This window comes from Nocardia huaxiensis, from assembly GCF_013744875.1.
Taxonomy (GTDB): Bacteria; Actinomycetota; Actinomycetes; order Mycobacteriales; family Mycobacteriaceae; genus Nocardia; species Nocardia huaxiensis.
This window is the reverse complement of sequence record NZ_CP059399.1, coordinates 8,055,250-8,079,565: the sequence shown is the minus strand read 5'-3', so window position 1 is coordinate 8,079,565 and position 24,316 is coordinate 8,055,250. Positions and strand designations below refer to the sequence as shown.

Sequence of the window (24,316 nt, the reverse complement as noted above, 5' to 3'; positions counted from 1 at the left end):
GCTCACCCGTCGCCGCCGCCGCCCGAGTCGTAGCCGGTGCGCGGTCGCGGGCGATTGCGCTCGTTGGTCTTGCGCATCTTCCCGACCATCTTGGATACCTCCTTCGCGCGCGCCCGCTTGGGCGGGTCGGGGCTGTCCCCTTGCGGCGGAGGCGTTTCGGAGGTCGGCTGGTCCTGCCGATCCTTCGCGCGTCGTCTGAACATACTCGAGGGTAGGGCGTGCGCGGCCCCGGGCGCTGCCCCCGAATTTCCGGGTCGTGACCGGGGCGGAACCCGCATTTCCCGGGTCCGGCGCGGCCGGGCGGTACGCTCGGGTTCAGGGCCCGAGGAGGTACTGACGATGAGCGGTGGCGTCGGAGCGTCGTTCGATCCGGATCGGATCGCGCGCATGCGCGGGCAGTTGACGAATCCCGGGGTGGCCGCGCGCGGGGGCAGCGCGCTGAAGCTGCTGTGGCAGCGGGCGATTGCGATAATTCTCGCGTTTACCGCGTTTTTGTACGGGGTAGAGGGCGTCGACACGGTCACCGATCACAGCCTCGACTACGCGGGCGGAGTGAAACCGCGGGAGGCCGACGGCCTGGACGGAATCCTGTTCGCCCCTGTGCTGCATGCCAATTGGGAACACCTGATGGGCAATACCGTGCCCGTGCTGATCCTCGGCCTGCTCACGCTGCTGACCGGGATCGGGCGCGGGCTGGCCGCGACCGCCATCGTGTGGGTGATCGCCGGGGTCGGGACCTGGCTGATCGGGCCGTCGAACTCGGTGCACGTGGGCGCCTCGGTGCTGGTGTTCGGGTGGCTCACCTATCTGATCTCGCGCGGCTGGTTCGCGCGGAACATCACCCAGATCGGCATCGGCGTGGTCGTGGGGTTGCTGTACGGGTCGATCCTGTGGGGAGTGCTGCCGGGACAGCCCGGAATCTCTTGGCAAGGGCATCTTTTCGGGGCGGTGGGTGGTCTGGTTGCCGGGTGGGTACTCTCTGGGGATGAACGTCGTCATCGTCGCGGGTCTGACGCCGGCCGTCTCGCGTCGTCGGGGTGACGCGAGGCACGGTCGGCGATTTGGGGGATCCCTCCTTGAGTGAGACAGCAGCGTGGCAGCATGGGGGAATGCGCCTCACGATCATCGGGTGCTCGGGCAGCGTGTCCGGCCCGGATTCCCCGGCCTCGGGGTACCTGCTCACCGGCCCGGACATGACCCCCACCGTGATCGATTTCGGTCCCGGGGTGCTGGGCGCCCTGCAGCGGTATCTCGATCCCGGTGAGGTCGACATCTTCCTCACCCACCTGCATGCCGACCACTGCCTGGACCTGCCGGGCCTGCTCGTCTGGCGTCGCTACCACCCGAACCCGCCGACCGGCAAGGCCGTCGTCTACGGCCCGTCCGACACCTCGCTGCGAATCGGCAACGCCTCCGCGGAGATCGGCGGCGAAACCGACGACTGGTCCGACGTCATCGACATGCGCCAGTGGTCGGTCGGCGCGCCGATCCCGTTCGGCCCCGGCCACACCGTCGAGGCCCGCCGCATGTTCCACCCGCCGGAGTCCTACGGCCTGCGCATCACCACTGCCGCCGGCAAAACCCTCGTCTACACCGGCGACACCGCCGTCTGCGACGAGGTCTTCGACCTGGCCCGCGGCGCCGACGTCCTGCTCTCCGAAGCCTCCTGGACCCACGACCCCGCCAACCGCCCGCCCGGCATCCACCTATCGGGCCACGAAGCCGGCATGATCGCCGCCGAAGCCGGAGTGGGGGAACTCCTGCTGACGCACATCCCGCCGTGGACCTCCCGCGAGGACGTCATCGCCGAAGCCAAGGCCGTGTTCAAGGGCCCCGTGCACGCGGTCTCTCCCGGCGAGACCTTCGAAATCTGACCTCCCGGCGAAAGTCTCCCCGTCATCCCGGCATGCTTTTGGCCGGGATCCACAGAGCAACGCACGCTATCCGTGTCGATCCCGGCCAAAAACGCGCCGGGATGACGAGGACTGGTGGTCGGGGTGACGAGGGCGAGCGGCCCGCCTATGGGGTGTGAGTCCTCTGCCCGCCCCTCCGGTTAGGCTGTCCGCGTGTCTAAACGAGCCGATGGCAGGGCGGATGACGAACTCCGCGAGGTACGGATCACCCGTGGATTCACCACGCATCCGGCGGGATCGGTGCTGGTGGAGTTCGGGCAGACCCGGGTGATGTGCACCGCGAGCGTGCAGGACGGCGTGCCGCCGTGGCGTCGCGATTCCGGATTGGGCTGGCTCACAGCCGAATACGCCATGCTGCCCGCCGCCACCCACACCCGCTCCGGCCGTGAGTCGGTCAAGGGCAAGGTCGGTGGCCGCACCCAGGAGATCTCGCGTCTCATCGGCCGTTCGCTGCGCGCCTGCATCGACCTGTCCACCATCGGCGAGAACACCATCGCCGTGGACTGCGATGTGCTGCAGGCCGACGGCGGCACCCGCACCGCCGCCATTACCGGCGCGTACGTGGCGCTGTCGGATGCCGTCACCTATCTGGCCGCCGGCGGCAAACTGACCGACCCGCAGCCGATCTCCTGCGCCATCGCCGCCGTGAGCGTCGGCGTGGTCGACGGCCGGGTGCGCCTGGACCTGCCTTATGAGGAGGATTCGCGCGCCGAGGTCGACATGAATGTGATCGCCACCGACACCGGCACCCTGGTCGAGATCCAGGGCACCGGCGAGGGCGCCACGTTCCCGCGCTCCACCCTCGACAAGCTGCTCGACTCCGCGCTGGCGGGCTGCGAGCAGATCTTCGAGATCCAGAAGGCCGCCCTGGCGCTCCCGTACCCGGGCGTGCTGCCCGAACCCGAGGAATCGAAGAAGCGATGACCCGCCGCGTCCTGGTCGCCAGCCGGAATGCCAAGAAGCTCAACGAACTTCGCCGCATTCTCGATGAGGCCGGTATCGCCGGCATCGAGATCGTCGGCCTGAACGACGTCCCGCCCTACGAGGAGGCTCCCGAAACCGCGCCCACCTTCGAGGGCAACGCCCTCGCCAAGGCCCGCGACGGTTTCGCCGCCACCGGATTGGCCTGCGTCGCAGACGATTCCGGCATCTCGGTGGATGCTTTGAACGGCATGCCCGGTGTCCTGTCGGCCCGCTGGTCCGGTCGGCACGGCGACGACGAAGCCAATAACCAGCTGCTGCTGGCCCAGCTCGGTGACGTCCCCGACGACCGCCGCGGCGCCCAGTTCGTCTCCGCCTGTGCCCTGGTCGCCGACGGCGTCGAAGAGGTCGTGCGCGGCGAATGGCCGGGCGTCATCAACCGGAAACCGGTGGGCGACGGCGGTTTCGGCTACGACCCGCTGTTCGTCCCGGACGGCGGCACGGTCACCTCGGCCGAGCTGACCCCCGCCGAGAAGGACGCCGCGTCTCATCGCGGCCGCGCCCTGCGCCAGCTGCTGCCGGCGCTGGCGGCTCTCGCCGAGAACTGAACTCTTCTCGAAAACGACCGCGCCCCCGCCGGATTCCTCGGCGGGGGCGCGTTGTCTGTGCGGCTCGGGTTCAGAGCCCGAAGGTCGCCTTCACTTCCTTGGTCCGGGTGTGCTCGAACACGAAGGACAGGAACGGAATCGTGCCCGCGAGGCAGGTGAGGAACGTGGTCATCGGCTTCCAGCGCGCCTTGATGCCCAGGTCGATGGTGCACGCGAGGTAGATCATGTAGAAGATGCCGTGCACCTGGCCGATGTAGAACAGCCAGTGCGGCGCGGTGCTGCTGTCGTCGAGCAGCAGGTACTTGTAGATCATCTCGCCGGTGAGCACCAGCAGCCAGATACCGGTGATGTAGGCCAGAATCCGGTACCGCAGCAGTGCGCTGCGAATCTTCTCGACCGGGGCGGCACCGAGCGGGCGGGGCGCGAGCGCGGCGTCACCGGTCGCGACAGGGGTTTCGGCGGAGTTGTCGCGGGTGGTCAACCGGCGTTCCCTTCGGTATTGGTGCCGAGCCCGTGATCGCGGATCTGCTGATCCATATCGTGGGCGTGCAATCCGGCCAGGTACTTGTTGTATTCGGCGAGCTCCGGATCGTCGTTCGTCGCGGCCTTGGGCCGTTCGGGCAGGATTCCGGCGGGAATCTCCTTCGGCGCGGCCGCCTTCGGGCGCTTGGGCCGAGGTGTGGATTCCTCCGCTACCTGCGGGTTGGCTTCCTGTTCGGCATTGTTCTCCAGCCGAACGAAGCGGAAGTACGCCCACACCACGAACCCGGCGAACAGGGGCCACTGCAGGGCGTAGCCGAGATTCTGCGCCGTGCCGCCGGTCGATTCGAAGCGCGTCCACTGCCAGTAACCCAGGGCCAAGCAGGCCCCGGAGGCCACGACCACGAACAGAATCAAGGCCGGGCGGCGTTGGGGAGCGGACACGCTTTCCAAGGTAGCTCACCCGCCTCTCCGCGCCTTCAGCGCCCGGTTCGTGTGCCGCCGCCAGTCCCATACGCGTGCTTGCGGTTGGGTGCCGAGCCGATTCTGGACGTACCCGGGGAGTTACCCGGCCCTCACGAGATCAGTCGGCACCTTCGCCTCAGAACTTGTACGTGACTCCCGTGAGCCGCTCGGATTCCTCCCACAGCCGCCGCCACAGCTCACGGTTCTGCGAGAGCCTGCTCGACGAGGATTCCTCCACCGGCCCCTGGGTGCCGCGCCACCGGTTCGGACCCCAGTACACGGTGGGATCGGCATCCGGCATGGTTGCTGCGAACAGCGAGGAGTGCGCGGCGCGGGCGGGGGAGTGCCCGACGAGCCGCACGAACGGCTTGGAGATCTTGTCGAGCGGAGTCTCGGTGCGCGCGAACAGATCGGTGGCGGAGACGCCCGGGTGCACGCCGTAGGACCGCTTGCTGGACCCGGCCTCGCTCAGCCGCCGCTGCAGTTCCCGCGCGAACATCAGATTCGACAGCTTGGACTGTGCGTACGCGAGATTGCGCTGGTAGCGCCGGTTCTCGTAGTTGAGATCGTCGATCCACATCTTGGGTGTCTGCTTGTGCGCGATGGACGCCAGCGTCACCACCCGGTCGTTGATCTTGTCGAGCAGCAGTCCGGTGAGCGCGTAGTGCCCGAGGTGGTTCACGCCCCACTGGGTTTCGAACCCGTCCTTGGTGCGCGAGAACGGAATGTTCATCAGGCCGGCGTTATTGATCAGCACATCGAATTCGCCCTGCTGCGCCGCGAATTCGCGCACCGACGCCAGCGAGGCGAGGTCCAGCGCCGCGACCCGCACGTCCCCCTGGATGCCGTCGGCCACCTCCTGCGCCTTGGCGGTATTGCGGCACGCCATGACGACGGTGGCGCCCTTGCTCGCGAGCACCTTGGTGGTCTGCTCGCCGATCCCGCCATTGGCTCCGGTGATCACGAAGGTGCGCCCGGACTGATCCGGGATTTCGCTCGGCTTCCATGCCATGGTCTGACCTCACTCAATAGGTGCGGGGGAGGTGCTCCGTCGCATCCTCCCCCTCGACCTTACTTCAGAGTAAGTTCCGGCGGAAGTGAGCTACGAGAGCATGCCCTCGAGCAGGGCGGTGCGCGACGGTTGCCGCATCTTCAGCATGGCCTTGGCCTCGATCTGGCGAATCCGCTCCCGCGAGACGCCGAAGATCCGGCCGACCTCCTCCAGTGTGCGCGCCTCCGCGCCGTCCAGACCGTAGCGCAACGCGATGACCTGCGCCTCCCGCTCGGGCAGTGAGCGCAGCACCATGCCGAGCTGCCCGCGCAGCGCACCCTCGGTGACCATGACCGACGGGTCCGGGGCGGTGTCGGCCAGCAGCTCGCCGAGCTCGGAACCGTCCTCCTCGCCGACCGGCGTGTGCAGCGAAATCGGTTCGCGCCCATGCCGCAGCACCTCCCGCACCTGCTCGACCGGCAGCTCGAGTTCGGCCGCGAGCTCCTCGACGGTGGCGTCGCGGCCCAGCTGCTGCGACAGCACGCGCTTGGTGCGAATGGCCCGGTTCAGCACCTCGACCACGTGACCCGGAATGCGGATGGTGCGGCTCTGATCGGCCAGCGCGCGCCCGATGGCCTGCTTGATCCACCAGGTGGCGTAGGTGGAGAACTTGAGCCCGCGCCGGTGCTCGAACTTGTCCACCGCCCGCATGAGTCCGAGGGTGCCTTCCTGGGTCAGATCCAGCAGCGACATGCCGGTCGGGGTGGGGTAGCGCTTGGCAATGGAGACCACCAGCCGCAGATTGGCCCGGACCATGTGGTCCTTGGCCTGCCGCCCGGAGCTGATGGCCAGGCTCAGCGCGCGGCGCTCGGTGGCGCTGAGTTCGATTCCCGCGGCGGCACTTTCGTCCAGCCGCTGCTGGGCGAGCACGCCCGCCTCGATGCGCTCGCCGAGGGCGTATTCGTCGGCGGCGGTGAGCAGTTCGGTGCGCCCGATCAGTCGCAGGTAGTCCTTGATGGCGTCGTCACTAACAGTGGCAGTCATGCGGCTCCTCGGGTCTCGTCGCTTGCGGCAACGAAGACAAACTTAGAGCAGACCTAAAAATATGTCAACAATGAATTTAGGACCGGATTGAGATACGCTTTTCCGCATGAGCGCAAGCACCGCCGAGATCGGCACCCGGCAGCTGGGTCTGCGGGCCCGGAAGAAGCTGCAGACCAGGCAGAACATCTCCGACACCGCCACCCGGCTGTTCCTGGAGCGCGGCTTCGACAACGTCACCATCGCCGAGATCGCCGCGGCCGCCGACGTCGCGAAGATGACCGTCACGAACTACTTCCCGCGCAAGGAGGACCTCGCGCTGGATCAGTCGGAGGCGTTCGTGGAGAGCACCGCGCAAACAGTGCGCGAACGCCAGCCCGGCGAATCGGCGCTCGCCGCCCTGCGTCGCGGCTACCTGGCGTGGCTGGCGGAACGCAATCCCATCCAGGGCTTCGCGGGTCCGGCCTTCGGCCGGCTCATGCTCGACAGCCCGGCTCTGGCCGCTCGCGTCCGGGAATTCCACGAGGAGCGCGAGCACCGGCTGGCCGAGGTGCTCGCCGAGGAAACGCAGGCCGCCGCAGGCGATTTCACGCCGCGTATCGCCGCCGCGCTGCTGGGCAGCGTGCATCGCGCACTGTTCGAGGAAACCCTGCGCCGCACCGTGGCCGGGGAGGACAACGACGCCATCGCCGCGATCGTGACCGAGTACGCCCAGGCTGCGTTCGACACGCTCGAGCCCGCGCTCGGTGGATACGCGGTCCGCGCCTGACCCTTCCCGGACCACCGCAGGGTTGCCGTGTCGTTGCTGAGCTCGGTTCGCTGAGCGCCACATACTGGGCCGATGACTGGTGCCAGCGCAGCCGCCGATCTCGCCGCGCCGCAGCACATGAGCCGCGCCCGCACGAATCTGGTGTTCGCCACCGTCGTGCTCGGCATGCTCATGGCGGCCCTGGATCAGACCATCGTCTCCACGGCCCTGCCCACCATCGTCGCCGACCTCGGCGGCGCCGGGCACATTGCCTGGGTGGTCAGCTCGTACCTGGTCACCGAGGCCATCGCCACCGCGCTGGCGGGCAAGTTCGGCGACATGTTCGGGCGCAAACTGGTCTTCCAGATCAGCGGCCTCATCTTCATCCTGGGCTCGATCGTCGCCGGGCTCGCCCACGATATGACGCTGCTGATCATCGCCCGCGGCATTCAGGGCGTCGGTGCGGGCGGGCTCATGGTCACCTCCATGGCCCTCATCGCCGACACCATTCCGCTGCGCGAACGCGGCAAATACCAGGGCGCGCTGGGCGCGGTCTTCGGCCTCACCACGGTGCTCGGGCCGACGCTGGGCGGGCTGTTCACCGATCACCTCAGCTGGCGCTGGTGCTTCTACGTGAACGTGCCGCTGGCCATCTTCATGATTCTGCTCGCGGCGCGCACCCTTCCGCATGTGAAGGCCGCCGCCAAGCCGATCATCGACTATCTGGGCGTGGCGCTCATCGCGGTCGGCGTCACCTGCCTGATCCTCGCCCTGGAGTGGGGCGGACAGGAATACGCCTGGGGCTCACCGATGATCATCGGCCTGTTCATCACCGCGGCGGTCGCGGTGGCGCTGTTCATTCCGGTGGAACTGCGGGCCACCGAGCCGACCATCCCCATGAAGCTGTTCCGCAGCAATGTGTTCACCGTCTGCTCGATCCTCAGCTTCATCGTCGGTTTCGCCATGCTCGGGGCGATGACCTTCCTGCCGGCGTTCCTCCAGTACGTCATGGGCGTGAACGCCACCGCGTCCGGATTGCGCACGCTGCCACTGGTTGTCGGCCTGTTCACCACCTCGATCCTGTCCGGCATCGTGGTGGGCCGGACCGGGCACTACAAGGTCTTCCCGATCGTCGGCACGGCGGTCATGGCCGTGGGCCTGTACCTGATGTCGACCATGGGCCGGGACACCGGCTTCTGGGAACAGTCGCTGTACATGCTGATCCTGGGTCTGGGCATCGGCCTCACCATGCAGGTGCTCACCATCGCGGTGCAGAACAGCGTGCCCTACGCCGACCTCGGCACCGCCACCTCCGGCGTCACCTTCTTCCGCACCATCGGAAGCGCCTTCGGCACAGCGATATTCGGCACGCTGTACACCAATCAGCTGACGCCGAAACTGGAGACGGCGGTCATGGAGACCGGGGTGCCGCCGCAGGTGGCGCAGAGTCCGGAGGAATTGCGGAAATTGCCGGAGGCGCAGGCGAATCCGATCATCGACGCCTACGCGAGCTCCATCGACCACGTCTTCCGCTGGGTGGTGCCGGTGGCCATCGTCGGCTTCCTCGTGGCGTGGTTCCTGAAGCAGGTGAAGCTGCGCGACAGTGTCCGCGCCGAGGCATCCGATGTGGGCGAAGGCTTTTCGATGCCGGACTCGGCGGACCGCGTGGTGCAGCTGGAGCGGGCCGTCGCCCACGTGCTGCGCAAACAGCGCGACAACGCGGTGCCCGAACCCGATATCCTCGCCGCCGCGGGCAGTTCCCTGGACCGCGACGAAGCCTGGGCGCTGGGGCAGGTGCGCATGTACACCCGGCTGCGCGGGCACGCCAATGTCGCGGACATCGCCCGAACCCACTGGGTACCACCGGAATTGATCGGCCCGGTCTACGACAAGGCCGAACGGGACGGGCTGGTGCGCCGCGACGGCGACGAGCTGACCCTCACCGAGACGGGTGCGGCAGAGGTCGACAAGGTGCGTACCGCCTGGCGGCGCTGGCTCGACACCCAGCTCGAGGACTGGGATCTCACCGATCCGGGCGACAAAGTGCTGCTGGATCAAGCCCTGGACAAACTCGCCACCAAACTACTCGACGAAGCCGACCGGCCCGACGTGCTGCCCGCCAAATAACAGGTGTCGCACCGGGGTCGGCCCCGCTGCGAGCACCAACGCTCATGTCGCGGAGTTGCCCCCGTCATCCCCCAAAAGCGCGCGGGGATGACGGGGCCGCAGCTCGATCGGTTGTCAGCCGACGGGCACCGTGACCGGGCGCACGGGTTCGTCCCACGGGATACGGAACCGCTGTTCGTGGCCCAGCGTCTTCTCCGGATCCATTGCCTTGAACATCACCGGCATCACCAGCTGCATGGCCCGGCGTGCGATCGGCCCCGCAGCCTTGGCATTGTTGATCTTCGCCACGCGGGCGGCGACGCCCTCCACGCGCGGCCGGCGCATGGCTTCGTAGGTGGCGAAAGCCACTGCCGGATCGGGGATGTCGCGCAGGCACCGGGCCAGCTCGATGGCACTCTCGATGGCCATGGACGCACCCTGCCCCGAGGTGTTGCTCGGAGCGTGTACGGCATCCCCGGTGAGCGCCAGCCGCCCGCGATACCAGTGCGGCACCGGCGGCATGATGTGCAGCGCACCGGCTGTCATGAGGTTCTCGGACGTGGTCGCCTCCGCGAGCTGCCGTCCCGGATCGTCGTCGGCGTAGGTCTCGCGCAGGATTCGCACCCAGTCCCGCGCCGGGATCGACCTCGCCTCGGTGAGCGAAAGGTACTGCTCGTAGGGCAGATTCGCGCCCCAGCCGATCCGTCCGTCCGGCAGCGCCCAGTACAGGTAGTAGGCCCGCTTGCCGAAAGCGAACACCATGGTCTCGGGCGGGCAGTCGACCTCGCAGTCGACGTTCGCGCCGAAGCCCAGCATGCGCAGGAAGGTGGGGCCGGGGGCCTGCGGATCGACGAGAGTGCGCACGGTGGAACGGATTCCGTCCGCACCGACGAGCACGTCGGCGGTGCTCGAACTGCCGTCCGCGAAGTGAGCGGTGACGCCGTGCTCGTGCTCGTCCACCGCGACCAGGCGCTTGTTGTACTCGAACGGCACGCCGGCCGCGACCGCCGCATCGTGCAGCACCCGATGCAGGTCCGGGCGCTCGACCAGCTGGAGTGGTTCCACCCCGCGCAGGCCGGGCATCGGAATGATCTTCTTGCCGACCGCCATCGCCTGATGCGAGAACGGGACGGCGATCTCACGTACCGCGTCGGCCGCGCCGATGATGTCGAGTGCGGCCACCCCGTTGGGGGCCAGTGCCAGCACGGAGCCAATGCCGTAGGCCGGGCCAGGATAGGCCTCGTAGACGCGGGCCTCGATGCCCGCTCGATGTAGTGCGGTGGCGGCCACAGGGCCGGATATGCCGCCGCCGATGATGATCGCGCTGCGTACAGCGGAGTGTGCGTGGGACATGGGTTCTCTCCTGAGTATTCGAAATTCGATACCCGAACCCGTGCGCGTGCGGAGAACGCAGTTATCCTGTAGTTGCCAAACTCGGTGCCGAGTTCGCCTGCACGAACGAGGTTCGAGACGGTGTTATCCCGGGCTTCGGCGGTGGTGTTGCAGCACTCCCGTCGGGGCCCGGTTCGCGTCGGTGGTCAGTCGGCCGGGGGTGGCACCTCCTCCATGAGTTCGACGATCTCGTCGGGGAGCACGCCGGTGGAATGCCAGCTGCGCCAGCCCTCGATATCGGGAAAACTGCCGTCCGCCAAGGACTCCCGGAAGCGGCGCGCCCAACCGGCTTCGGCCTCCAGCATGGCCAGCTCATAGTCGTCCTCGACCAGGAACAGGCGCGGCAACGAGCCTTCCAGAGCTGCCATTTGGGCCCGATGATCGGCAATAGTCTTGTCCAGCAGGGCGATTCGCTGGCCGAGCAGTTCGATCACCTCGTCGGGCGACAGCACCGCCAGCACGGACAGCCCGGCGCGGAACCGGCGCTGTTCGGGCTCCGGGGTGGACACGAGTTCCCTTGTCCAGTCCAGGAGTTCGGCGCGGCCGGCCTCGGTGATGCGGTAGATGGTGCGCTCGGGCCGGGCGCCGTCGCGTTCGCTGCCGGTGATCTCCAGGAACCCGTGCTTGGTCAGATTGTCGACGACCGTGTACAGCGAGCCCCATTTGATATCCATGTCCCGGTCCTTGCCCCAGCTGCGCAACTTCGCAGCGATCTCGTACCGGTGCATGGGATTGACGGCGAGCGTGGACAGGACTGCCAGACCCATCAGATTGGAGATCTTGCGTTTGCGGGCCATTGCGGACACCTCCTGTACTCGTCTACGAATATACGTCTACGAGTATTCGGCCACAAGTAGTCCGTGGGCAGAAAAATGCCCCGGTGGTGAGCCGGGGCGGGATCAGGCGGGGAAGCGGGAGCGCAGATAGTCGGCCGTGAACTGGTCCGCGGGCAGGAACGCCTCCAGATGCAACTCCGACAGGGTGATGTCGGTGGCCGTGGCGAAGGTGCTGATGGTGGTCATCAGGCTCAGCTCGCCGTCCTCGGTGCGCAGCCGCAGCGGCACCGCGAAGCCGACGTGATTGGGGCCCGGATCGACCGGCGGCAGGTAGCTCTCCAGTTCCGCGATGAGGTCGTCCAGCGCCGGATCGGGACTGCGATCGGCGTACCGGCGCAGGCCGTCGGTGATGTGGCGGCCCCACTCGGGCAGATTCACCACCCGCGGCGCCAGGCCCTTCGGGTGCAGCGAGACCCTCAGCACATTGACGGGCGGTTCCAGCAGTTCGGCCGCCACGCCCGACATGAGCAGCCGGCAGGCGTCATTGGCCGCGACCTGGATGCCATAGGGCCGGGTGACCACCGCCGGATACGGCATATGCCCCTGCAGAATGGTGTCGAGCGCGTTCCGCACCACATCGAGTTCCGGTGCGTCCAAGGAAGATTCGGGAAACGCGGGCGCGTACCCGGCGGCCAGCAGCAGGCTGTTGCGCTCCCGCAGCGACAGCTCCAGGGATTCCGCCAGCCGCACCACCATGGTCCGTCCGGGATGTGAGCGCCCCTGCTCCAGGAAGCTCAGGTACCGCTGGCTGGTCTCGGCGCGAATCGCCAGGTCCAGCTGGCTGATTCGGCGCAGTCCGCGCCAGTGCCGCAACTGTAGTGCGAACGGGTTCGCCGCCACCGCCATCGCTGTCATAACCTCCACTGTCGCGCCGGGCCGCGCACTCGGCGATTCCCTGCGGGGAATGACGCGGGCGGCCGGTCGATCATTCCCTGCGGGGAATCGCGCGGCGCACCGCCCCCGGACAGACTTCCTGCCAGCGGCGCATCCCGCCGAACCCCTCGGAGATCCGGAGCGAATCATGAATGCCCTTGCCTACCAGGTGGAACCGCTGCGCGGCATGGCCGGCCTGACCACCCGCGTCCAGCCCGTCCCGGAGCCCGGCCCACACCAGGTGGTGGTGCGGGTGCGGGCGGCCTCGCTCAATCGCCGCGACCTGATGCTTCTGGCCGGCGCCTACCCGCTGCCGCTGCGTCCCGGCGTGGTCCCGCTGGTGGACGGCGTCGGCGAGGTGATCGCCACGGGTGCCGCGGTGACGCGGGCCGCGCTGGGTGACCGGGTGTCCGGCACCTACTTCGTGCGCTGGGTGGACGGCCGCCAGACGCAGGCGCTGAGCGCCGAGCAGTACGGCGCGAACTTCGACGGCTGGCTCGCCGACTACATTGTCCTGGAGGAGGATTCGGTGGTGCACGTGCCCGCCTACCTGACCGACGAGGAGGCCGCGAGCCTGACCGCCGCGGGCCTGGTGGCCTGGTCCGGCGTCACCAAGCCGGTTCCGGTCGCGCCGGGGGAGACCGTGCTCACGGTCGGCACCGGCACGGTCGCGCTCTTCGCCGTGCAGCACGCCAAAATGCTTGGTGCGAGGGTAATTTCGATTACCTCCTCGGCGGACAAGGCCGAGCGGCTGCGCAAGATCGGCGCGGACGAGGTGATCGACCGTAAGGAGATCCCCGACTGGGAGCACGCGGTGCTCGACCTCACCGGCGGTGACGGCGTGGAGCACGTCGTGGACGCGGTCGGCCTGCCCACCCTGCCGAAATCCCTTGCCTCCGCAGGCTACAACGCCCAGGTGACCCTGATCGGAGCCTTCCCGGCACCGGACGGGCACCAGTTGCCCGACCCGCTGGGCTTCGGCTATCGGGCACTACGCCGCCCCGCCGTAGGCAGCCGCGCCGACTACGAGGCCATGAACCAGGCACTCGCCGAGCACCAGGTCCGTCCGGTGATCGACCGCGTCTTCCCCTTCGATCAAGCGGTCGACGCCTTCCGCCACTTCGAGGAGGGCGACCCGTTCGGCAAGGTGGTCATCACGATCTCCTGATCTAGGTGGCGGCCGTGCCGGCGGCGCGGGCGAAGGCTCGGATCGGGGCGGTCTCGGCGCCGGTCCGCCACAGCAGGGCCCACTGCACCGGCGCGGCGTCGCGCAGTGGAACGTAGGCCACGTCCGGCCGGACGTGATAGCGGCGGGTGTGTGCGCCTACGGGGAATACGCCGTGGCCGCTGCCGACCATGGTGAGCAGTTCGTTGTAGGTCGAGGCCGAGGGTCCGGCGGGGATCGCCTGGCCGTCGGAAGTTGTTCGCGGGGTGCGGGTTTCGCGTACCGACTGGGGTAGCTCGGGCGGCAGTTGCAGCATGCGGACCTGCGTCAGCTCTGCCGGACCGATCGAACGGCGCCGTGCCAGTGCGTGATTCGCGGGCACGGCCAGCATGCGCGCCTCCGACACCAGCACCGGCCCGGCCGTTATCCCGTCGACCGGGAACGGCGTCATATCCAGCACCAGATCCACCTCGCCCTCGCGCAGCCACGGAATCACCTGTGCCGGTCGGGCTTCCCGCAGCCGCACCGCGCAGCCGGGCAATTGTGCGCGGAACAGGTCGGCGGCGCGGATGAGCAGCTGGCTGGTGGCCGGATCCACGAAGGCGACCTCCAGTGTTCCGGTGCGCCCGTGCCCGGTGTCCATGGTGTGGCGCACCGCCGCGCCGATGCGATCCCAGGCGGGCCGCAGTTCGGCGTACAGATCGCGCCCGGCCGGTGTGGTGCGCACCTGCCTGCTGCTCCGCTCGAAGAGCGGAACACCCAGGCGGCGTTCGAGTTTCGCGATGGTCTGGCTGACCCGCGCGGTCGACACGTGCAACTTGTCGGCGGTGCGCCCGAAGTGCAGTTCCTCGACGAGGGTGAGAAACGCCTCCAGCTCATGGCGTTCCAGCATGCGCCGCCCTCCACCTTCATTGTTAATTCTGGCTTGACGATCATTGCACAGCGCGACATTGATCATGACGGCTCGGCCGCCGAAGGTGGAGTCATCGAAGGATCGACCCACCAGGAGAAACCGTGTACATCATCGAGCCCCGCGCCCTGTCCGCCACCGCCGCCGACGCCCTCGTTCGTGAACTCCGAGACCGCGTCGAGATCACCGACGCCCTCTACCGCTTCGGTCTCGGCCAGGATCTGGGCGACAAGGATCTGTTCGCCTCCGCCTTCGCCGCGGACGCCGAACTGGACTTCCAGCCCGCCGCGGTGAAATGGGGCGGCGTGGCCCCGCTCATGACGGGCCGGGATTTCATCGTCGACACCATCCTCACCGGCTTCGAGGGTCGCGTGGACACCACCCACCAGGTCACCAATCCGCGCATCGTCGTCGACGGCGACACCGCCCGGCTCACCGCGCTGGTCGAGGCGCAGCATCTGCTGACCGCCGAGCACGACACCTTCGCCCTGCTGAAGAATCTCTACGATGTCGAGCTGGTGCGCGACGGCGAGCGCTGGGTCATGCGCCGGATCCGCATCGAGAACATCTGGTACCAGGGTGATCCTGTCGCCATCTTCGGCGTATGAGATCCCGACCAAGACTTCAGCGAATTATTCGCAAACGGTCTGAACGGATATTCACCTGCAACATCACCCTTACGGAATGTTTTCACCGCATGACAGCAAACATGTGTAGCGTGCCTGGAGTATGGGCTTTTCGGATCGACTGTCTCGAATCGAAGGAGTTCAGCCTTGGCGGTCGGCGGCGCAGTGGAGGAGAAACCCGCTGCGAAACACGAGGAGGAAACACCCGGGGTGATCCCGCCGGGTGAGATGTCCCCGCGCGTGCTGGCGGTCATGATCGTGCTCTCCTTCGCTGTCGTCTTCGGCCTCATCGGCGGCCCGCTCCGCGCCGGATTCACCGTCGGCGGCGGCGACTCCGAACCCGAGCAGGCGCCCGCCTCCACCACCAGCCAGTCGGTCAAGGCCGAATCCCCGGTGGCCCCGCCGCCTCCGCCGCCTGTCGCGCCACCTCCGCCGGCCCCGGAGCCGGAGACCTACGTTCCCGAACCGGCCGCTCCCGTCGAGGTTGCCCCGGAACCGGCGCCCGAAGCTCCCGCCCCGCCCCCGGCGCCCCAGACCATGCCCGGTCTGCCGGAGATCCTCGGCCCGATCCTCCCGTTCCTCGTGCCGCCCCCGCCCCCGCCGCCCGCCCCGTAGCCGGAATCCGAAGGAGGACAGCCATGCTCGGTACTCCCGATATGAGCGGCCCGGACGGCGACCTCAACCCGCGCAGCCTCGCCGCGGTGGTGGCGATCTCCGGGCTCATGGTCCTGGCCATCGGTGCGGGCATGCTGCTCACCGGCACCGGTGACCACCCGAGCACGATCGGATCCGAACCCCGCACTCGGACCACCCACACCGCGACGCCGTCGCCGCCGCCCGGGGCCGGGCCGGTCGTGACCGCCCCGCCCGCTCCGGCCCGGGTTCCCGCCGCCGAGATTCCCGTTGCGCCGCCGGTGATTCCGTCGGTCTCCGCGCCGACGCCGGTGGCCCCGCCCGAGGTGAATTTCGACGTTCCGCCCGTCGAATAGCGTCGCTCAGATTCCGGAAACCCCTGCCAGCTGGCCGATTCCGTAGGTGACGGCCATGGCGAGCGCACCACCGATCACCACCCGCAGCACCGCCTTGCGTGGATTGCTGCCACCCAGCCGCGAGCTGATCGATCCCGTAATGGCAAGTGCCACAAGCACTGCCGCGAAGGTGACCGGAATCCGCCACGATACCGGCGGCAGCAGGATGGCCAGCAGCGGCAGCAGCGCGCCGAGGGTGAAGGCGATGGCGGAGGACACCGCGGCCTGCCACGGATTGGTCAATTCATTCGGGTCCAAACCCAATTCGGCGTCTGCGTGCGCGGCGAAGGCATCGTGTTCGGTGAGTTCCTCGGCCACCTTGCGCGCCGTCTCGGGGGAGAGCCCCTTGTCCTGATAGATCTGCGCCAGTTCGTCCAGCTCGAATTCCGGATCCTCGCGCAGTTCGCGCTTCTCCTTGGCCAGCAAGGCTTTCTCGCTGTCGCGCTGGGTGCTGACCGAGACATACTCGCCCGCTGCCATGGAGATCGCGCCCGCGGTGAGCCCGGCGACGCCGGCGGTGAGAATGTTCGAGGTGTCGGTGGTGGCGGCCGCCACGCCGACCACCAGGCCGGCGGTGGAGACGATGCCGTCGTTGGCGCCGAGCACGCCCGCGCGCAGCCAGTTCAGCCGGGAGGCGAGTCCTTCGGTGTGCGGTTCGTGCGGATGCGGTTCCACATCGGCAGCCTATGCCACGAATCTCATGCGCTGACCGCGCCACGGGAGGGATGCCTCTCCTTTTGCGGCCCGTGCGGATAGTTAGCTGGAACGATGAAAGGCATGGTTGGTTTCCTCGTGCGCTCCTGGTCTGCCCTGGTTCCACTATTGGCCGCCGCTGTGCTGGCGGTTTCCTGGGGCCGGGATCTGGGACCGGTCGGCGGGGTGCTGGTGAGCCTGGCCCTGATCGGCGCGGTGCTGGCGGCCGTGCATCACGCGGAGCTGGTGGCGCATCGGGTGGGGGAGCCGTTCGGTTCGCTGGTGCTGGCCGTGGCCGTCACCATCATCGAGGTCGGCCTGATCGTCACGCTCATGCTGTCCAGCGGTGACAAGGCCGCGTCGCTGGCCCGCGACACCGTCTTCGCGGCGGTCATGATCACCTGCAATGGCATCTTCGGCCTGAGCCTGCTGGTCGGCGCGCTGCGCCGGCGGGTGGCCGTCTTCAATGCCGAGGGCACGGGCGCGGCCCTGGCCACGGTGGCCACCCTCGCGACCCTGAGCCTGGTGCTGCCGACCTTCACCACGAGTGAACCGGGCCCGGTCTTCTCGCCCAATCAGCTGATCTTCGCGGCGGTGGCGTCGCTGGTGCTCTACGGCGTGTTCGTCATGGTCCAGACGGTCCGGCATCCGGACGACTTCCTGCCCGTCGAGGGCACCGAGGAGAGCGCGGTGGTCGGCGACGACGACCACGAGGAACGCCCGACCGCCAAGCAGGCGCTGCTCAGCCTGCTGCTGCTCCTGGTCGCGCTGATCGGCGTGGTCGGACTGGCCAAGGTGGTCTCGCCGTCCATCGAGGACGGCATCGAGGCGGCGGGTCTGCCGCATTCGGCGGTCGGTGTGGTGATCGCCCTGCTGGTGCTGCTGCCGGAAACCATCGCGGCCGTGCGGGCGGCGCGTCGCGACCGCGTGCAGATCAGCCTGAATCTGGCGCTGGGTTCGGCCATGGCGAGCATCGGCCTGACGATTCCGGCGGTGGCGCTGGCCTCGATCTGGATCGAGGGCCCGCTCATGCTCGGCCTGGGCGCGACGCAGATGGTGCTGCTGGCGCTGACCGTGGTGGTCGGCGCGCTCACCGTGGTTCCCGGCCGCGCGACGCTACTGCAGGGCGGCGTGCATCTGGTGCTGTTCTCCGCGTTCGTGTTCCTGGCGGTCAGCCCTTAGACGGTCCAGCGATAGACCTGCCCGTCGCGCAGTTCGTAGGAGCGTGCCGGGCGGGCCGCGTCCGTCTCGGGTTCACCGGACAGCCGCGCCATGACCCGGGTGCGGCCGCGGGTGGTGGTCCCATCCTCGGTCCAGTGCACGTAGGGGTGAACGAGTTTCGCGAATGCGGTCCAGTCGCCGGCCTCGATGGCGTGTACGACTGCGGACACCGTCTTATCCACACGGCCAGTGAACACGTCCCGCTGGCAGATGGCACCTCGAATGGGTGGATCGCCTGTGCATCTGACCACCCGAATCTCGGTTGCTGACAGTTCACTTCCATCGGGCGTTAGGTATTACTAAGCGCGCTTTGCGGCGTGTCGACGAACAATCGTGTTCGGCGTGTCGTGCGTCATATTGATAGCGAATCGGCTCTGATAACAAGTTCCAGAACTGGCCTTCACATGCGGAAATGGTGAACTGATCAGGTTCGACAGCCGATCTACCCGCTGGTAGCTTGGCGGTCCCGGTCACACCCGATCCCGATTTGTTGTAACTGCCAGTAACCATTAGCTTGGTGGGCAGGCAGTGTTGCCGATCACGGAGAAGAGTTTTGAAGCTGGTCACCCCCCGCCGGATCCGGCGACCTGATGAAGTAGTCCCGCTGTGACGCGGGCCCTGAACAAGGACCGCGTCGTCGGCAAGGACAGTGCCGTCCGCATCGTCCGCGACAACTTCTCCGGCACCGTGGTGGCCTCGCTCCGCACCTTCGGCCGAGCCGCCGGTATTGCGCAGGAGTCGGTGCTCGGCACCGTCACCGATATCGCGCGCCGCGAGTTCCAGTGGAAGGAAGCGATCCTCCAGGCCTGGCGGCTGGTGACGGTCACCGCGATTCCGGCCATCCTCATGGCGATTCCATTCGGTGTGATCGTCTCGGTCCAGGTCGGCAACCTCATCCACACCCTCGGCGCGGACTCGCTGCTCGGCGCGACCGGCGGCCTCGGCGTCATCAAGCAGGGCGCACCGCTGGCCACCGGCTTCCTGCTCGGCGGCGCGGGCGCGGCGGCCCTGGCCGCGGATCTCGGCGCGCGCACCATCCGCGAGGAGATCGACGCGCTGAACACCATGGGCATCAGCCCGATTCACCGGCTGGTGATCCCGCGCATGGTGGCCATGCTGTTCGTGGCCCCGCTGCTGAACGTGCTCATCATCTTCGTGGGCGTGCTCGCCGGATACGTGGTGGCCATCGGCGGCCAGGGCGTGACGCCCGGCAGCTACTGGGCCACCTTCGGCTCCTTCACCACCACCGCCGATGTGTGGGTGTCGCTGGTGAAGGCCGTCATCTTCGGCTTCATCGTGGTGATCATCGCCTGCCAGCGCGGGCTCGAGGCCAAGGGCGGCCCGCGCGGCGTGGCCGACGCCGTCAATGCGGCCGTGGTGCTCTCGGTCGTCTCCATCGTGACCGTCAACCTGGTGGCGACCCAGATCACCGCCATGTTTCTGCCGACAAGGCTGGCTTGATGTCCGCTACGTACGTCCCGAAGGGACTGGGCTTCCTCGCGCGCTTCTACCGCAAGCGCGGGCTGATTCTGCGCCGGGTCGAGAACCTCGGCTTCGTGCTGTCGTTCGTGTGGCAGGTGCTGTCGTCGATTCCGTTGACGCTCAAGCGGTATCGCGACGAGACCATGCGCGCCATCACCAATATGACCTGGGGTCGCGGCTCCATCATCGTGGGCGGCGGGACCGTGCCCATGATGATCGTGCTCGGCCTGGTCATGGGCGCGTCGGTGGCGGTGGAATCCTTCGCGACGCTGGACATGCTGGGCATGGGCCCGGTGACCGGTCTGGTGTCGGCGTACGCCACCACGCGTGAGCTGGCCCCGATCGCGGCGGCCATCGGCTTTGCCGCACAGGCGGGTTGCCGCATGACGGCCGAGATCGGGTCGATGCGCATCTCCGAGGAGATCGACGCCATCGAGTCGCTCGGGCTGCGGTCGGTGCCGTTCGTGGTCACGACCCGCGTCATCGCGGGCGCGGTGGCCATCATTCCGACCTTCCTGATCGCGCTGATCCTGTCGTACGCGGCCTGTCGCGGCCTGATCACGCTGGTGCACGGCTCCTCAGCGGGCGTGTACGACCATTACTTCTTCCAGTTCGTCGCCGGGTTCGATGTGATCGCCGCGGTGGTGAAGGTGGCCATCTTCGCGGTGGTCGTCATCCTGATCCACTGCTACTACGGCTTTTTCGCCACCGGCGGCCCCGAGGGTGTGGGCATCGCGTCCGGTAAGGCGGTGCGCGCCAGCTCGGTCGCGATCATCGCCATGGACATGGTGCTCTCGCTCGGGCTGTGGGGATTCAACTCGGCCATCACGTTCACGGGGTAGGGGATGCCGAACTACGGAATGCCGGGTGTGGCCGTGGACCGGAAGCGGTCCATGGCGGTGGGCGCGATCGCCATCGCGCTGGTGGTCGTGGTGGCGGCCGCGTGGTCGCTGTACCGCTCCGCCAAACCCGCCGAGGGCATGGATATCTCGCTGCGCACCGAGCAGATCGGTGACGGCGTGCTGGTCGGCACCGAGGTGCGGGCCAATGGCGTGGTGATCGGCAAGGTCACCGAGATCACGCCGGACGCGCGCGGCACGCAGCGAATCGACCTGCGGCTGGACGATTCTCGGCTGTTCGGCCTGGACGACAGCCTGCTGGTGGACTACGCGCCGGCCAACCTGTTCGGCATCAGCGAGATCGAATTGCGCACTGGCGCGGGCGGTTCGCCGCTGCGCGCCGGTGCGGTGATCGACCTGACCGGGCGCAAGAGCAAGGACGTCTACGACGCCACCATGGGCTCGATCCTGCGCAGCATGTCGCAGGTCGGCGGCTCGGTGCTGACCCCGCAGATGGCCTCGGTCATCGCGCAGGCCGCCGCCGACACCCAGGCGCTGACACCGCTGGCGCAGGCGCTCATCACCGCGCAGCGGGTGATCGCCGACAACCAGAAGATGCCGCTGTCACAGCTTGTCGGCACGCTCGGCCCGGCCTTCGACGGCGGCGGCCAGTTCGCGGGCGCGACCGTGCAGGTGGTCGATCTCATCCGCAGCATGGAGCGGTTGCAGACCGATCGGGAGTCCTACGACCAGGGTGTCGCGATCGTGACGGGCCAGCTGCTGCCGGTGCTCGCGAACACCTTGAACGTGGCCGGAACGCAGCTGTCCGGCACCACCGACATGCTGGTGCCGCTGCTCAATGTGCTGGCGCAGATGGTGCCGCAGCCCGCGCAGACGGAGTCCGAACTGCGAATCCTGTTGCAGCGCTTGAACTCCGCTTTCACGGGCCAGGGATTGAATGTGGAGCTCGAGCTGAAGGGCGTGCCCGCCATTGCCGTGCCGCTGCTGGGAGGTGCGCGATGAGTGTGAAGGCAGCGGCCTGGCGGCTGGGTCTGTTCGCCGCCGTGATCGTGGTGGTGCTCATGCTGGTGATCACCGCGATTCAGCGGCCGGTCGCCGGTGAGACCGAAATGCACGACGCGCTGTTCGCCGACGCCAACGGCCTCAAGGTCGGCGACGACGTGCGCATGTACGGCGTGCAGGTGGGCAAGGTGAAGAGCATCGAGCTGGAGGGTGCGCAGGCGCGAGTCGGCCTGTCGCTCAAGACCGATGCGCCCATCTACGACAACTCCAAGCTGGCCATCCGGTACCAGAATCTGACCGGTCAGCGGTACATCGATCTGCAGCAGCAGCCCACGCCGGGCACCCGCCTGCCGGCGGACGCGCGCATCGGAACCGACCACACCGTGCCGTCTTTCGACGTGACGCAGCTGTTCAACGGTCTGAAGCCGGTGCTGGCCACCATTTCCCCGGAGGCCATCAACCAGTTCTCCGCCAGCATGGTCGCTTTGATCGAGGGCGACGGGCAGGGCGTGGGCCCGGCCATGGACGCCATCGGCAAGCTGGCCTCGTATGTGGACAATCGCCAGCAGGTGATCGGCACGCTCATCCGCAATATGTCGGAGCTGTCGGATCGGCTCAGCGGCCGGGTGCACTATCTGGTGCCGCTGCTGGCCCAGCTCACCAATATCTTCGAGGCGCTGAACGAGAACATCGGCGGCCTGGCGCAATTCGCGGCCACCGCGCCGTCGGTGCTGCGGCCGATCGACAATCTGCTGCGCACGCTCGGCATCAGCAGCGGCAGTGATGTGGATGCGCTGATCCGCAAGATCTTCCCCGACGCCAAGGAGGCCGTGGAGGTGTTCGGCCGGTTGCCCGCCGTGCTGGCCGCCGCCGATGCCGCGCTGCCGTCCAGCCCGAGCGGCTGGAAGCCGGTGTGCAGCAAGGGGAATGCGCAAGTGCCGGGCATGGTGCAGGTGCTCGCCTCGGGACAGCAGGTGGCGATATGCAACGGATGAGACTGCCGCGGTGGCTGATTCGCAAGGATCAGGTCATCGACGAAGAGACCCGCAAGAAGCGGGAACTGCGCCGCGGCATCATCGGCGCGGCGGTGGTGCTGGTGCTGCTGCTCGGCGCGGGCGCGGTCTACATTCTGCCGCTGGGCAAGCAGACCTACACCGCGGAACTGTCCGAGGCGCAGTCGGTGAAGGCCGGGGACGATGTGCGCATCGCCGGCATCTCGGTGGGCGAGGTGAAATCCCTCGACCTGAAGCCGGATCGCGTGGTCATGCGGTTCACCGTGAATTCCAATGTGTTCCTGGGTGATCAGACCTCGCTCGACATTCGCATGCTCACCATCGTGGGCGGTCACTATGTGGCGCTGTTCCCGGCCGGGGACAAGCCCCTGGGTGACTCCGCCATCCCGATGGAGCGAGTTCGCCTGCCCTACAGTCTGGTTCAGACCTTCCAGGACGCGGCCACCCCGCTGTCCAAGATCGACGGCAGCACCCTGAACCAGAACCTGTCCGCACTCGCCGGGTCCATCGACGCCGCTCCGGAGAGCCTGCGCACCACCCTCGCCACGGTGAACACCTATGTGGACGCGCTGGAACGTCAGCGCACCCAGGTGTCGAATGCCGTTGCGGTGGCGGACGAATACGTGCGCATGTACGACGGCGCGAAGTCCCATCTGGGCCGGCTCATGGACAACGCCAACATGCTGGTCACCATTCTGAACGACAAGCACGCCGAGATGGCCGAGGCCATCCGCCTGCTCAGCGATGTGGTGGGCCGCCTGGCCGGTGCGCAGCCGGCCTGGGACGAATCGCTGAAACCCAAACTGGAGGACGCGATCTCGCAGCTGGAGCAGCTCGGCACGCGGTTCGCGCCCACGCTGACCGCCGCGCAGAGCCTGCAAACCAAGCTGACCGAGCTCATGGTCCCGGCCGAGGGCGGCACCGACCAAGCCGCGGCGGCCCCGCAGGTGTGCATTCCGGTGCCCGGGAAGGACTGCTGATGCTCAAGCGCATGCTCGGATCGCAGGCGTTCATGTCGGTCGCCGGTGCGGTACTCGTGGTGGTGCTGGCCGTGGTCGGCTACTTCCTCTACTTCGATCCCATGAAGAAGACCCAGGCGTACTGCGCGCTCATGCCGGACGCGGTGGGCCTGTACGTGGGCAACAAGGTGACCATGCGGGGCATCCCGGTGGGCACGGTGACCTCCATCGAATCCGAGGGCGCCAAGGTGAAGGTCGGCTTCGAGGTGGACGCGGAGTACCCCGTCTACGCCGATGCCGCCGCCACCACGGTCGCGGATTCCATTGTGGCGGACCGCAATCTGGCGGTGCTGTTCAGCGGCAAGAACACCGCGACGTGGAATCCCGGCGACTGCATCACCAAGACCCTCACGCCCAAGAGCATCACCGAAACCCTGACGGCGCTGGCGGACCTGTCCGCGCAGTTGCAGCAGGCCGAAGCTCCGGACGCGCTGGAGCACGGCCTGTCCGCACTGGATGCCGCGACGGTCGGCGCGGGCCCGCAGATCAACGAGATCGTGAAGAAGCTGGGCTCGGCGCTGTCCCAGCCCGATGCCGACATCGGCCATCTGGCAGGCATTTTCGACGCCTTCGCCTCGGTCGGTGAGAAGGTCGAGGCGCACTGGGGCGATCTGCGCTCCATGCTGCTGCGCCTGGCTCCGGCGCTGAACAATGCCAGCACCGAATTGATCGGTCCCGGTGCGGAATTGATCGATCGGCTCGGCCAGGCCCTGCCCATGCTCAACGATCTGGTGACCATTGCCGGTGACCCGATCATGCGGGCGCTGGACGACACCCTGCCGCTGGTGCGCCTGCTGCGCGCCAATGTGGGCTCGCTGTCGGAGATCATGTTGAAACTGCCGGTGCTCACGAATTCCGCGCAATCGATGATGAGCAATGGCATGTCCCTGCCGGGGGCGCTCGGAATGGCAGGTGTGCGATGA

The 24,316-nt window shown here is 67.7% G+C and carries 28 protein-coding genes; 17 read left to right on the top strand and 11 right to left on the bottom strand.

What is annotated here, in order from left to right:
- Positions 1-2: 2 nt before the first annotated feature.
- Entirely contained in the window at positions 3-203 is a 201-nt protein-coding gene (locus H0264_RS37000) for a hypothetical protein (RefSeq protein WP_181581839.1), read from the bottom strand.
- Between the two features lie 184 nt (positions 204-387).
- Between H0264_RS37000 and H0264_RS36995 the strand changes: the two genes are divergently transcribed.
- From H0264_RS36995 to H0264_RS36980, 4 genes are all read left to right on the top strand, one after another.
- Positions 388-1,041: a rhomboid family intramembrane serine protease gene (locus tag H0264_RS36995; RefSeq protein WP_181581838.1), complete on the top strand. Its 654-nt coding sequence runs from the start codon at positions 388-390 to the stop codon at positions 1,039-1,041.
- A gap of 68 nt (positions 1,042-1,109) precedes the next feature.
- On the top strand, positions 1,110-1,874 hold the full coding sequence (locus H0264_RS36990; RefSeq protein ID WP_181586110.1) for a cyclic nucleotide-degrading phosphodiesterase: 765 nt from the start codon (positions 1,110-1,112) through the stop codon (positions 1,872-1,874).
- Between the two features lie 192 nt (positions 1,875-2,066).
- Positions 2,067-2,837 (top strand): ribonuclease PH, encoded by a 771-nt coding sequence (rph, locus tag H0264_RS36985; RefSeq protein ID WP_181581837.1) that lies wholly within the window; start codon positions 2,067-2,069, stop codon positions 2,835-2,837.
- On the top strand, positions 2,834-3,442 hold the full coding sequence (locus H0264_RS36980; RefSeq protein ID WP_181581836.1) for a non-canonical purine NTP pyrophosphatase: 609 nt from the start codon (positions 2,834-2,836) through the stop codon (positions 3,440-3,442). Before rph ends, H0264_RS36980 begins: the two co-directional genes overlap by 4 nt.
- A gap of 70 nt (positions 3,443-3,512) precedes the next feature.
- Here the strand turns inward: H0264_RS36980 and H0264_RS36975 are convergent, their stop codons facing one another.
- From H0264_RS36975 to H0264_RS36960, 4 genes are all read right to left on the bottom strand, one after another.
- Positions 3,513-3,923: a DUF3817 domain-containing protein gene (locus H0264_RS36975; RefSeq protein ID WP_181581835.1), complete on the bottom strand. Its 411-nt coding sequence runs from the start codon at positions 3,921-3,923 to the stop codon at positions 3,513-3,515.
- The gene (locus tag H0264_RS36970) at positions 3,920-4,375 is read right to left on the bottom strand and encodes a transcriptional regulator (RefSeq protein ID WP_181581834.1); all 456 of its coding nucleotides are present in this window, start codon (positions 4,373-4,375) and stop codon (positions 3,920-3,922) included. The genes H0264_RS36975 and H0264_RS36970 overlap by 4 nt, the downstream gene beginning before the upstream one ends.
- A 148-nt stretch (positions 4,376-4,523) precedes the next feature.
- Complete coding sequence (locus H0264_RS36965; RefSeq protein WP_181581833.1) at positions 4,524-5,399, bottom strand: oxidoreductase; 876 nt, start codon at positions 5,397-5,399, stop codon at positions 4,524-4,526.
- Positions 5,400-5,489: 90 nt separating this feature from the next.
- The gene (locus H0264_RS36960) at positions 5,490-6,422 is read right to left on the bottom strand and encodes a sigma-70 family RNA polymerase sigma factor (protein ID WP_181581832.1); all 933 of its coding nucleotides are present in this window, start codon (positions 6,420-6,422) and stop codon (positions 5,490-5,492) included.
- Positions 6,423-6,528: 106 nt separating this feature from the next.
- Between H0264_RS36960 and H0264_RS36955 the strand changes: the two genes are divergently transcribed.
- Together H0264_RS36955 and H0264_RS36950 are read left to right on the top strand one after the other, a co-directional pair.
- On the top strand, positions 6,529-7,188 hold the full coding sequence (locus H0264_RS36955) for a TetR/AcrR family transcriptional regulator (RefSeq protein ID WP_181581831.1): 660 nt from the start codon (positions 6,529-6,531) through the stop codon (positions 7,186-7,188).
- A gap of 72 nt (positions 7,189-7,260) precedes the next feature.
- Positions 7,261-9,294, top strand: coding sequence for an MDR family MFS transporter (locus tag H0264_RS36950; protein ID WP_420832018.1), 2,034 nt, complete (start codon positions 7,261-7,263; stop codon positions 9,292-9,294).
- A 114-nt stretch (positions 9,295-9,408) separates the two neighbouring features.
- Here the strand turns inward: H0264_RS36950 and H0264_RS36945 are convergent, their stop codons facing one another.
- The 3 genes from H0264_RS36945 to H0264_RS36935 form a co-directional block, all read right to left on the bottom strand.
- Entirely contained in the window at positions 9,409-10,626 is a 1,218-nt protein-coding gene (locus H0264_RS36945) for an FAD-dependent monooxygenase (protein WP_181581830.1), read from the bottom strand.
- Positions 10,627-10,811: 185 nt separating this feature from the next.
- The gene (locus tag H0264_RS36940) at positions 10,812-11,462 is read right to left on the bottom strand and encodes a PadR family transcriptional regulator (RefSeq protein WP_181581829.1); all 651 of its coding nucleotides are present in this window, start codon (positions 11,460-11,462) and stop codon (positions 10,812-10,814) included.
- Positions 11,463-11,564: 102 nt separating this feature from the next.
- The gene (locus H0264_RS36935) at positions 11,565-12,356 is read right to left on the bottom strand and encodes a helix-turn-helix domain-containing protein (protein ID WP_220139917.1); all 792 of its coding nucleotides are present in this window, start codon (positions 12,354-12,356) and stop codon (positions 11,565-11,567) included.
- Between the two features lie 166 nt (positions 12,357-12,522).
- Between H0264_RS36935 and H0264_RS36930 the strand changes: the two genes are divergently transcribed.
- On the top strand, positions 12,523-13,542 hold the full coding sequence (locus H0264_RS36930; RefSeq protein ID WP_244976061.1) for a zinc-dependent alcohol dehydrogenase family protein: 1,020 nt from the start codon (positions 12,523-12,525) through the stop codon (positions 13,540-13,542).
- A gap of 1 nt (position 13,543) precedes the next feature.
- Here the strand turns inward: H0264_RS36930 and H0264_RS36925 are convergent, their stop codons facing one another.
- The gene (locus H0264_RS36925) at positions 13,544-14,431 is read right to left on the bottom strand and encodes a LysR family transcriptional regulator (RefSeq protein WP_181581828.1); all 888 of its coding nucleotides are present in this window, start codon (positions 14,429-14,431) and stop codon (positions 13,544-13,546) included.
- Positions 14,432-14,553: 122 nt separating this feature from the next.
- On the opposite strand from H0264_RS36925, the gene H0264_RS36920 reads away from it, so the two are divergent.
- The 3 genes from H0264_RS36920 to H0264_RS36910 all read left to right on the top strand — a co-directional run bounded on the left by H0264_RS36920 (position 14,554) and on the right by H0264_RS36910 (position 16,064).
- Complete coding sequence (locus tag H0264_RS36920) at positions 14,554-15,057, top strand: nuclear transport factor 2 family protein (protein WP_220139916.1); 504 nt, start codon at positions 14,554-14,556, stop codon at positions 15,055-15,057.
- A gap of 165 nt (positions 15,058-15,222) precedes the next feature.
- Positions 15,223-15,690 (top strand): hypothetical protein, encoded by a 468-nt coding sequence (locus tag H0264_RS36915; RefSeq protein ID WP_181581827.1) that lies wholly within the window; start codon positions 15,223-15,225, stop codon positions 15,688-15,690.
- Between the two features lie 23 nt (positions 15,691-15,713).
- The gene (locus H0264_RS36910) at positions 15,714-16,064 is read left to right on the top strand and encodes a hypothetical protein (protein ID WP_181581826.1); all 351 of its coding nucleotides are present in this window, start codon (positions 15,714-15,716) and stop codon (positions 16,062-16,064) included.
- 6 nt (positions 16,065-16,070) lie between these two features.
- On the opposite strand, the gene H0264_RS36905 is transcribed toward H0264_RS36910, so the two are convergent.
- Positions 16,071-16,778: a VIT1/CCC1 transporter family protein gene (locus H0264_RS36905; protein WP_181581825.1), complete on the bottom strand. Its 708-nt coding sequence runs from the start codon at positions 16,776-16,778 to the stop codon at positions 16,071-16,073.
- Between the two features lie 93 nt (positions 16,779-16,871).
- On the opposite strand from H0264_RS36905, the gene H0264_RS36900 reads away from it, so the two are divergent.
- Positions 16,872-17,978, top strand: a complete 1,107-nt coding sequence (locus tag H0264_RS36900) for a calcium:cation antiporter (RefSeq protein ID WP_181581824.1) — start codon at positions 16,872-16,874, stop codon at positions 17,976-17,978.
- Here the strand turns inward: H0264_RS36900 and H0264_RS36895 are convergent.
- Positions 17,975-18,187: a nuclear transport factor 2 family protein gene (locus H0264_RS36895; RefSeq protein WP_231084251.1), complete on the bottom strand. Its 213-nt coding sequence runs from the start codon at positions 18,185-18,187 to the stop codon at positions 17,975-17,977. The genes H0264_RS36900 and H0264_RS36895 overlap by 4 nt on opposite strands.
- Before the next feature lie 436 nt (positions 18,188-18,623).
- Between H0264_RS36895 and H0264_RS36890 the strand changes: the two genes are divergently transcribed.
- Genes H0264_RS36890 through H0264_RS36865 form a run of 6 tightly spaced genes read left to right on the top strand, consistent with a single transcriptional unit; the run spans position 18,624 to position 24,316 of the window.
- Positions 18,624-19,478 (top strand): ABC transporter permease, encoded by an 855-nt coding sequence (locus H0264_RS36890; RefSeq protein ID WP_231084252.1) that lies wholly within the window; start codon positions 18,624-18,626, stop codon positions 19,476-19,478.
- On the top strand, positions 19,478-20,341 hold the full coding sequence (locus H0264_RS36885; protein WP_181581822.1) for an ABC transporter permease: 864 nt from the start codon (positions 19,478-19,480) through the stop codon (positions 20,339-20,341). The genes H0264_RS36890 and H0264_RS36885 overlap by 1 nt, the downstream gene beginning before the upstream one ends.
- A 3-nt stretch (positions 20,342-20,344) precedes the next feature.
- A complete protein-coding gene (locus H0264_RS36880) occupies positions 20,345-21,361 on the top strand; it encodes an MlaD family protein (protein WP_181581821.1) in 1,017 nt (338 codons plus the stop codon).
- Positions 21,358-22,356, top strand: coding sequence for an MlaD family protein (locus H0264_RS36875; protein WP_181581820.1), 999 nt, complete (start codon positions 21,358-21,360; stop codon positions 22,354-22,356). Before H0264_RS36880 ends, H0264_RS36875 begins: the two co-directional genes overlap by 4 nt.
- Positions 22,344-23,354 (top strand): MlaD family protein, encoded by a 1,011-nt coding sequence (locus H0264_RS36870; protein WP_181581819.1) that lies wholly within the window; start codon positions 22,344-22,346, stop codon positions 23,352-23,354. The genes H0264_RS36875 and H0264_RS36870 overlap by 13 nt, the downstream gene beginning before the upstream one ends.
- Positions 23,354-24,316 (top strand): MlaD family protein, encoded by a 963-nt coding sequence (locus tag H0264_RS36865; RefSeq protein ID WP_181581818.1) that lies wholly within the window; start codon positions 23,354-23,356, stop codon positions 24,314-24,316. The genes H0264_RS36870 and H0264_RS36865 overlap by 1 nt, the downstream gene beginning before the upstream one ends.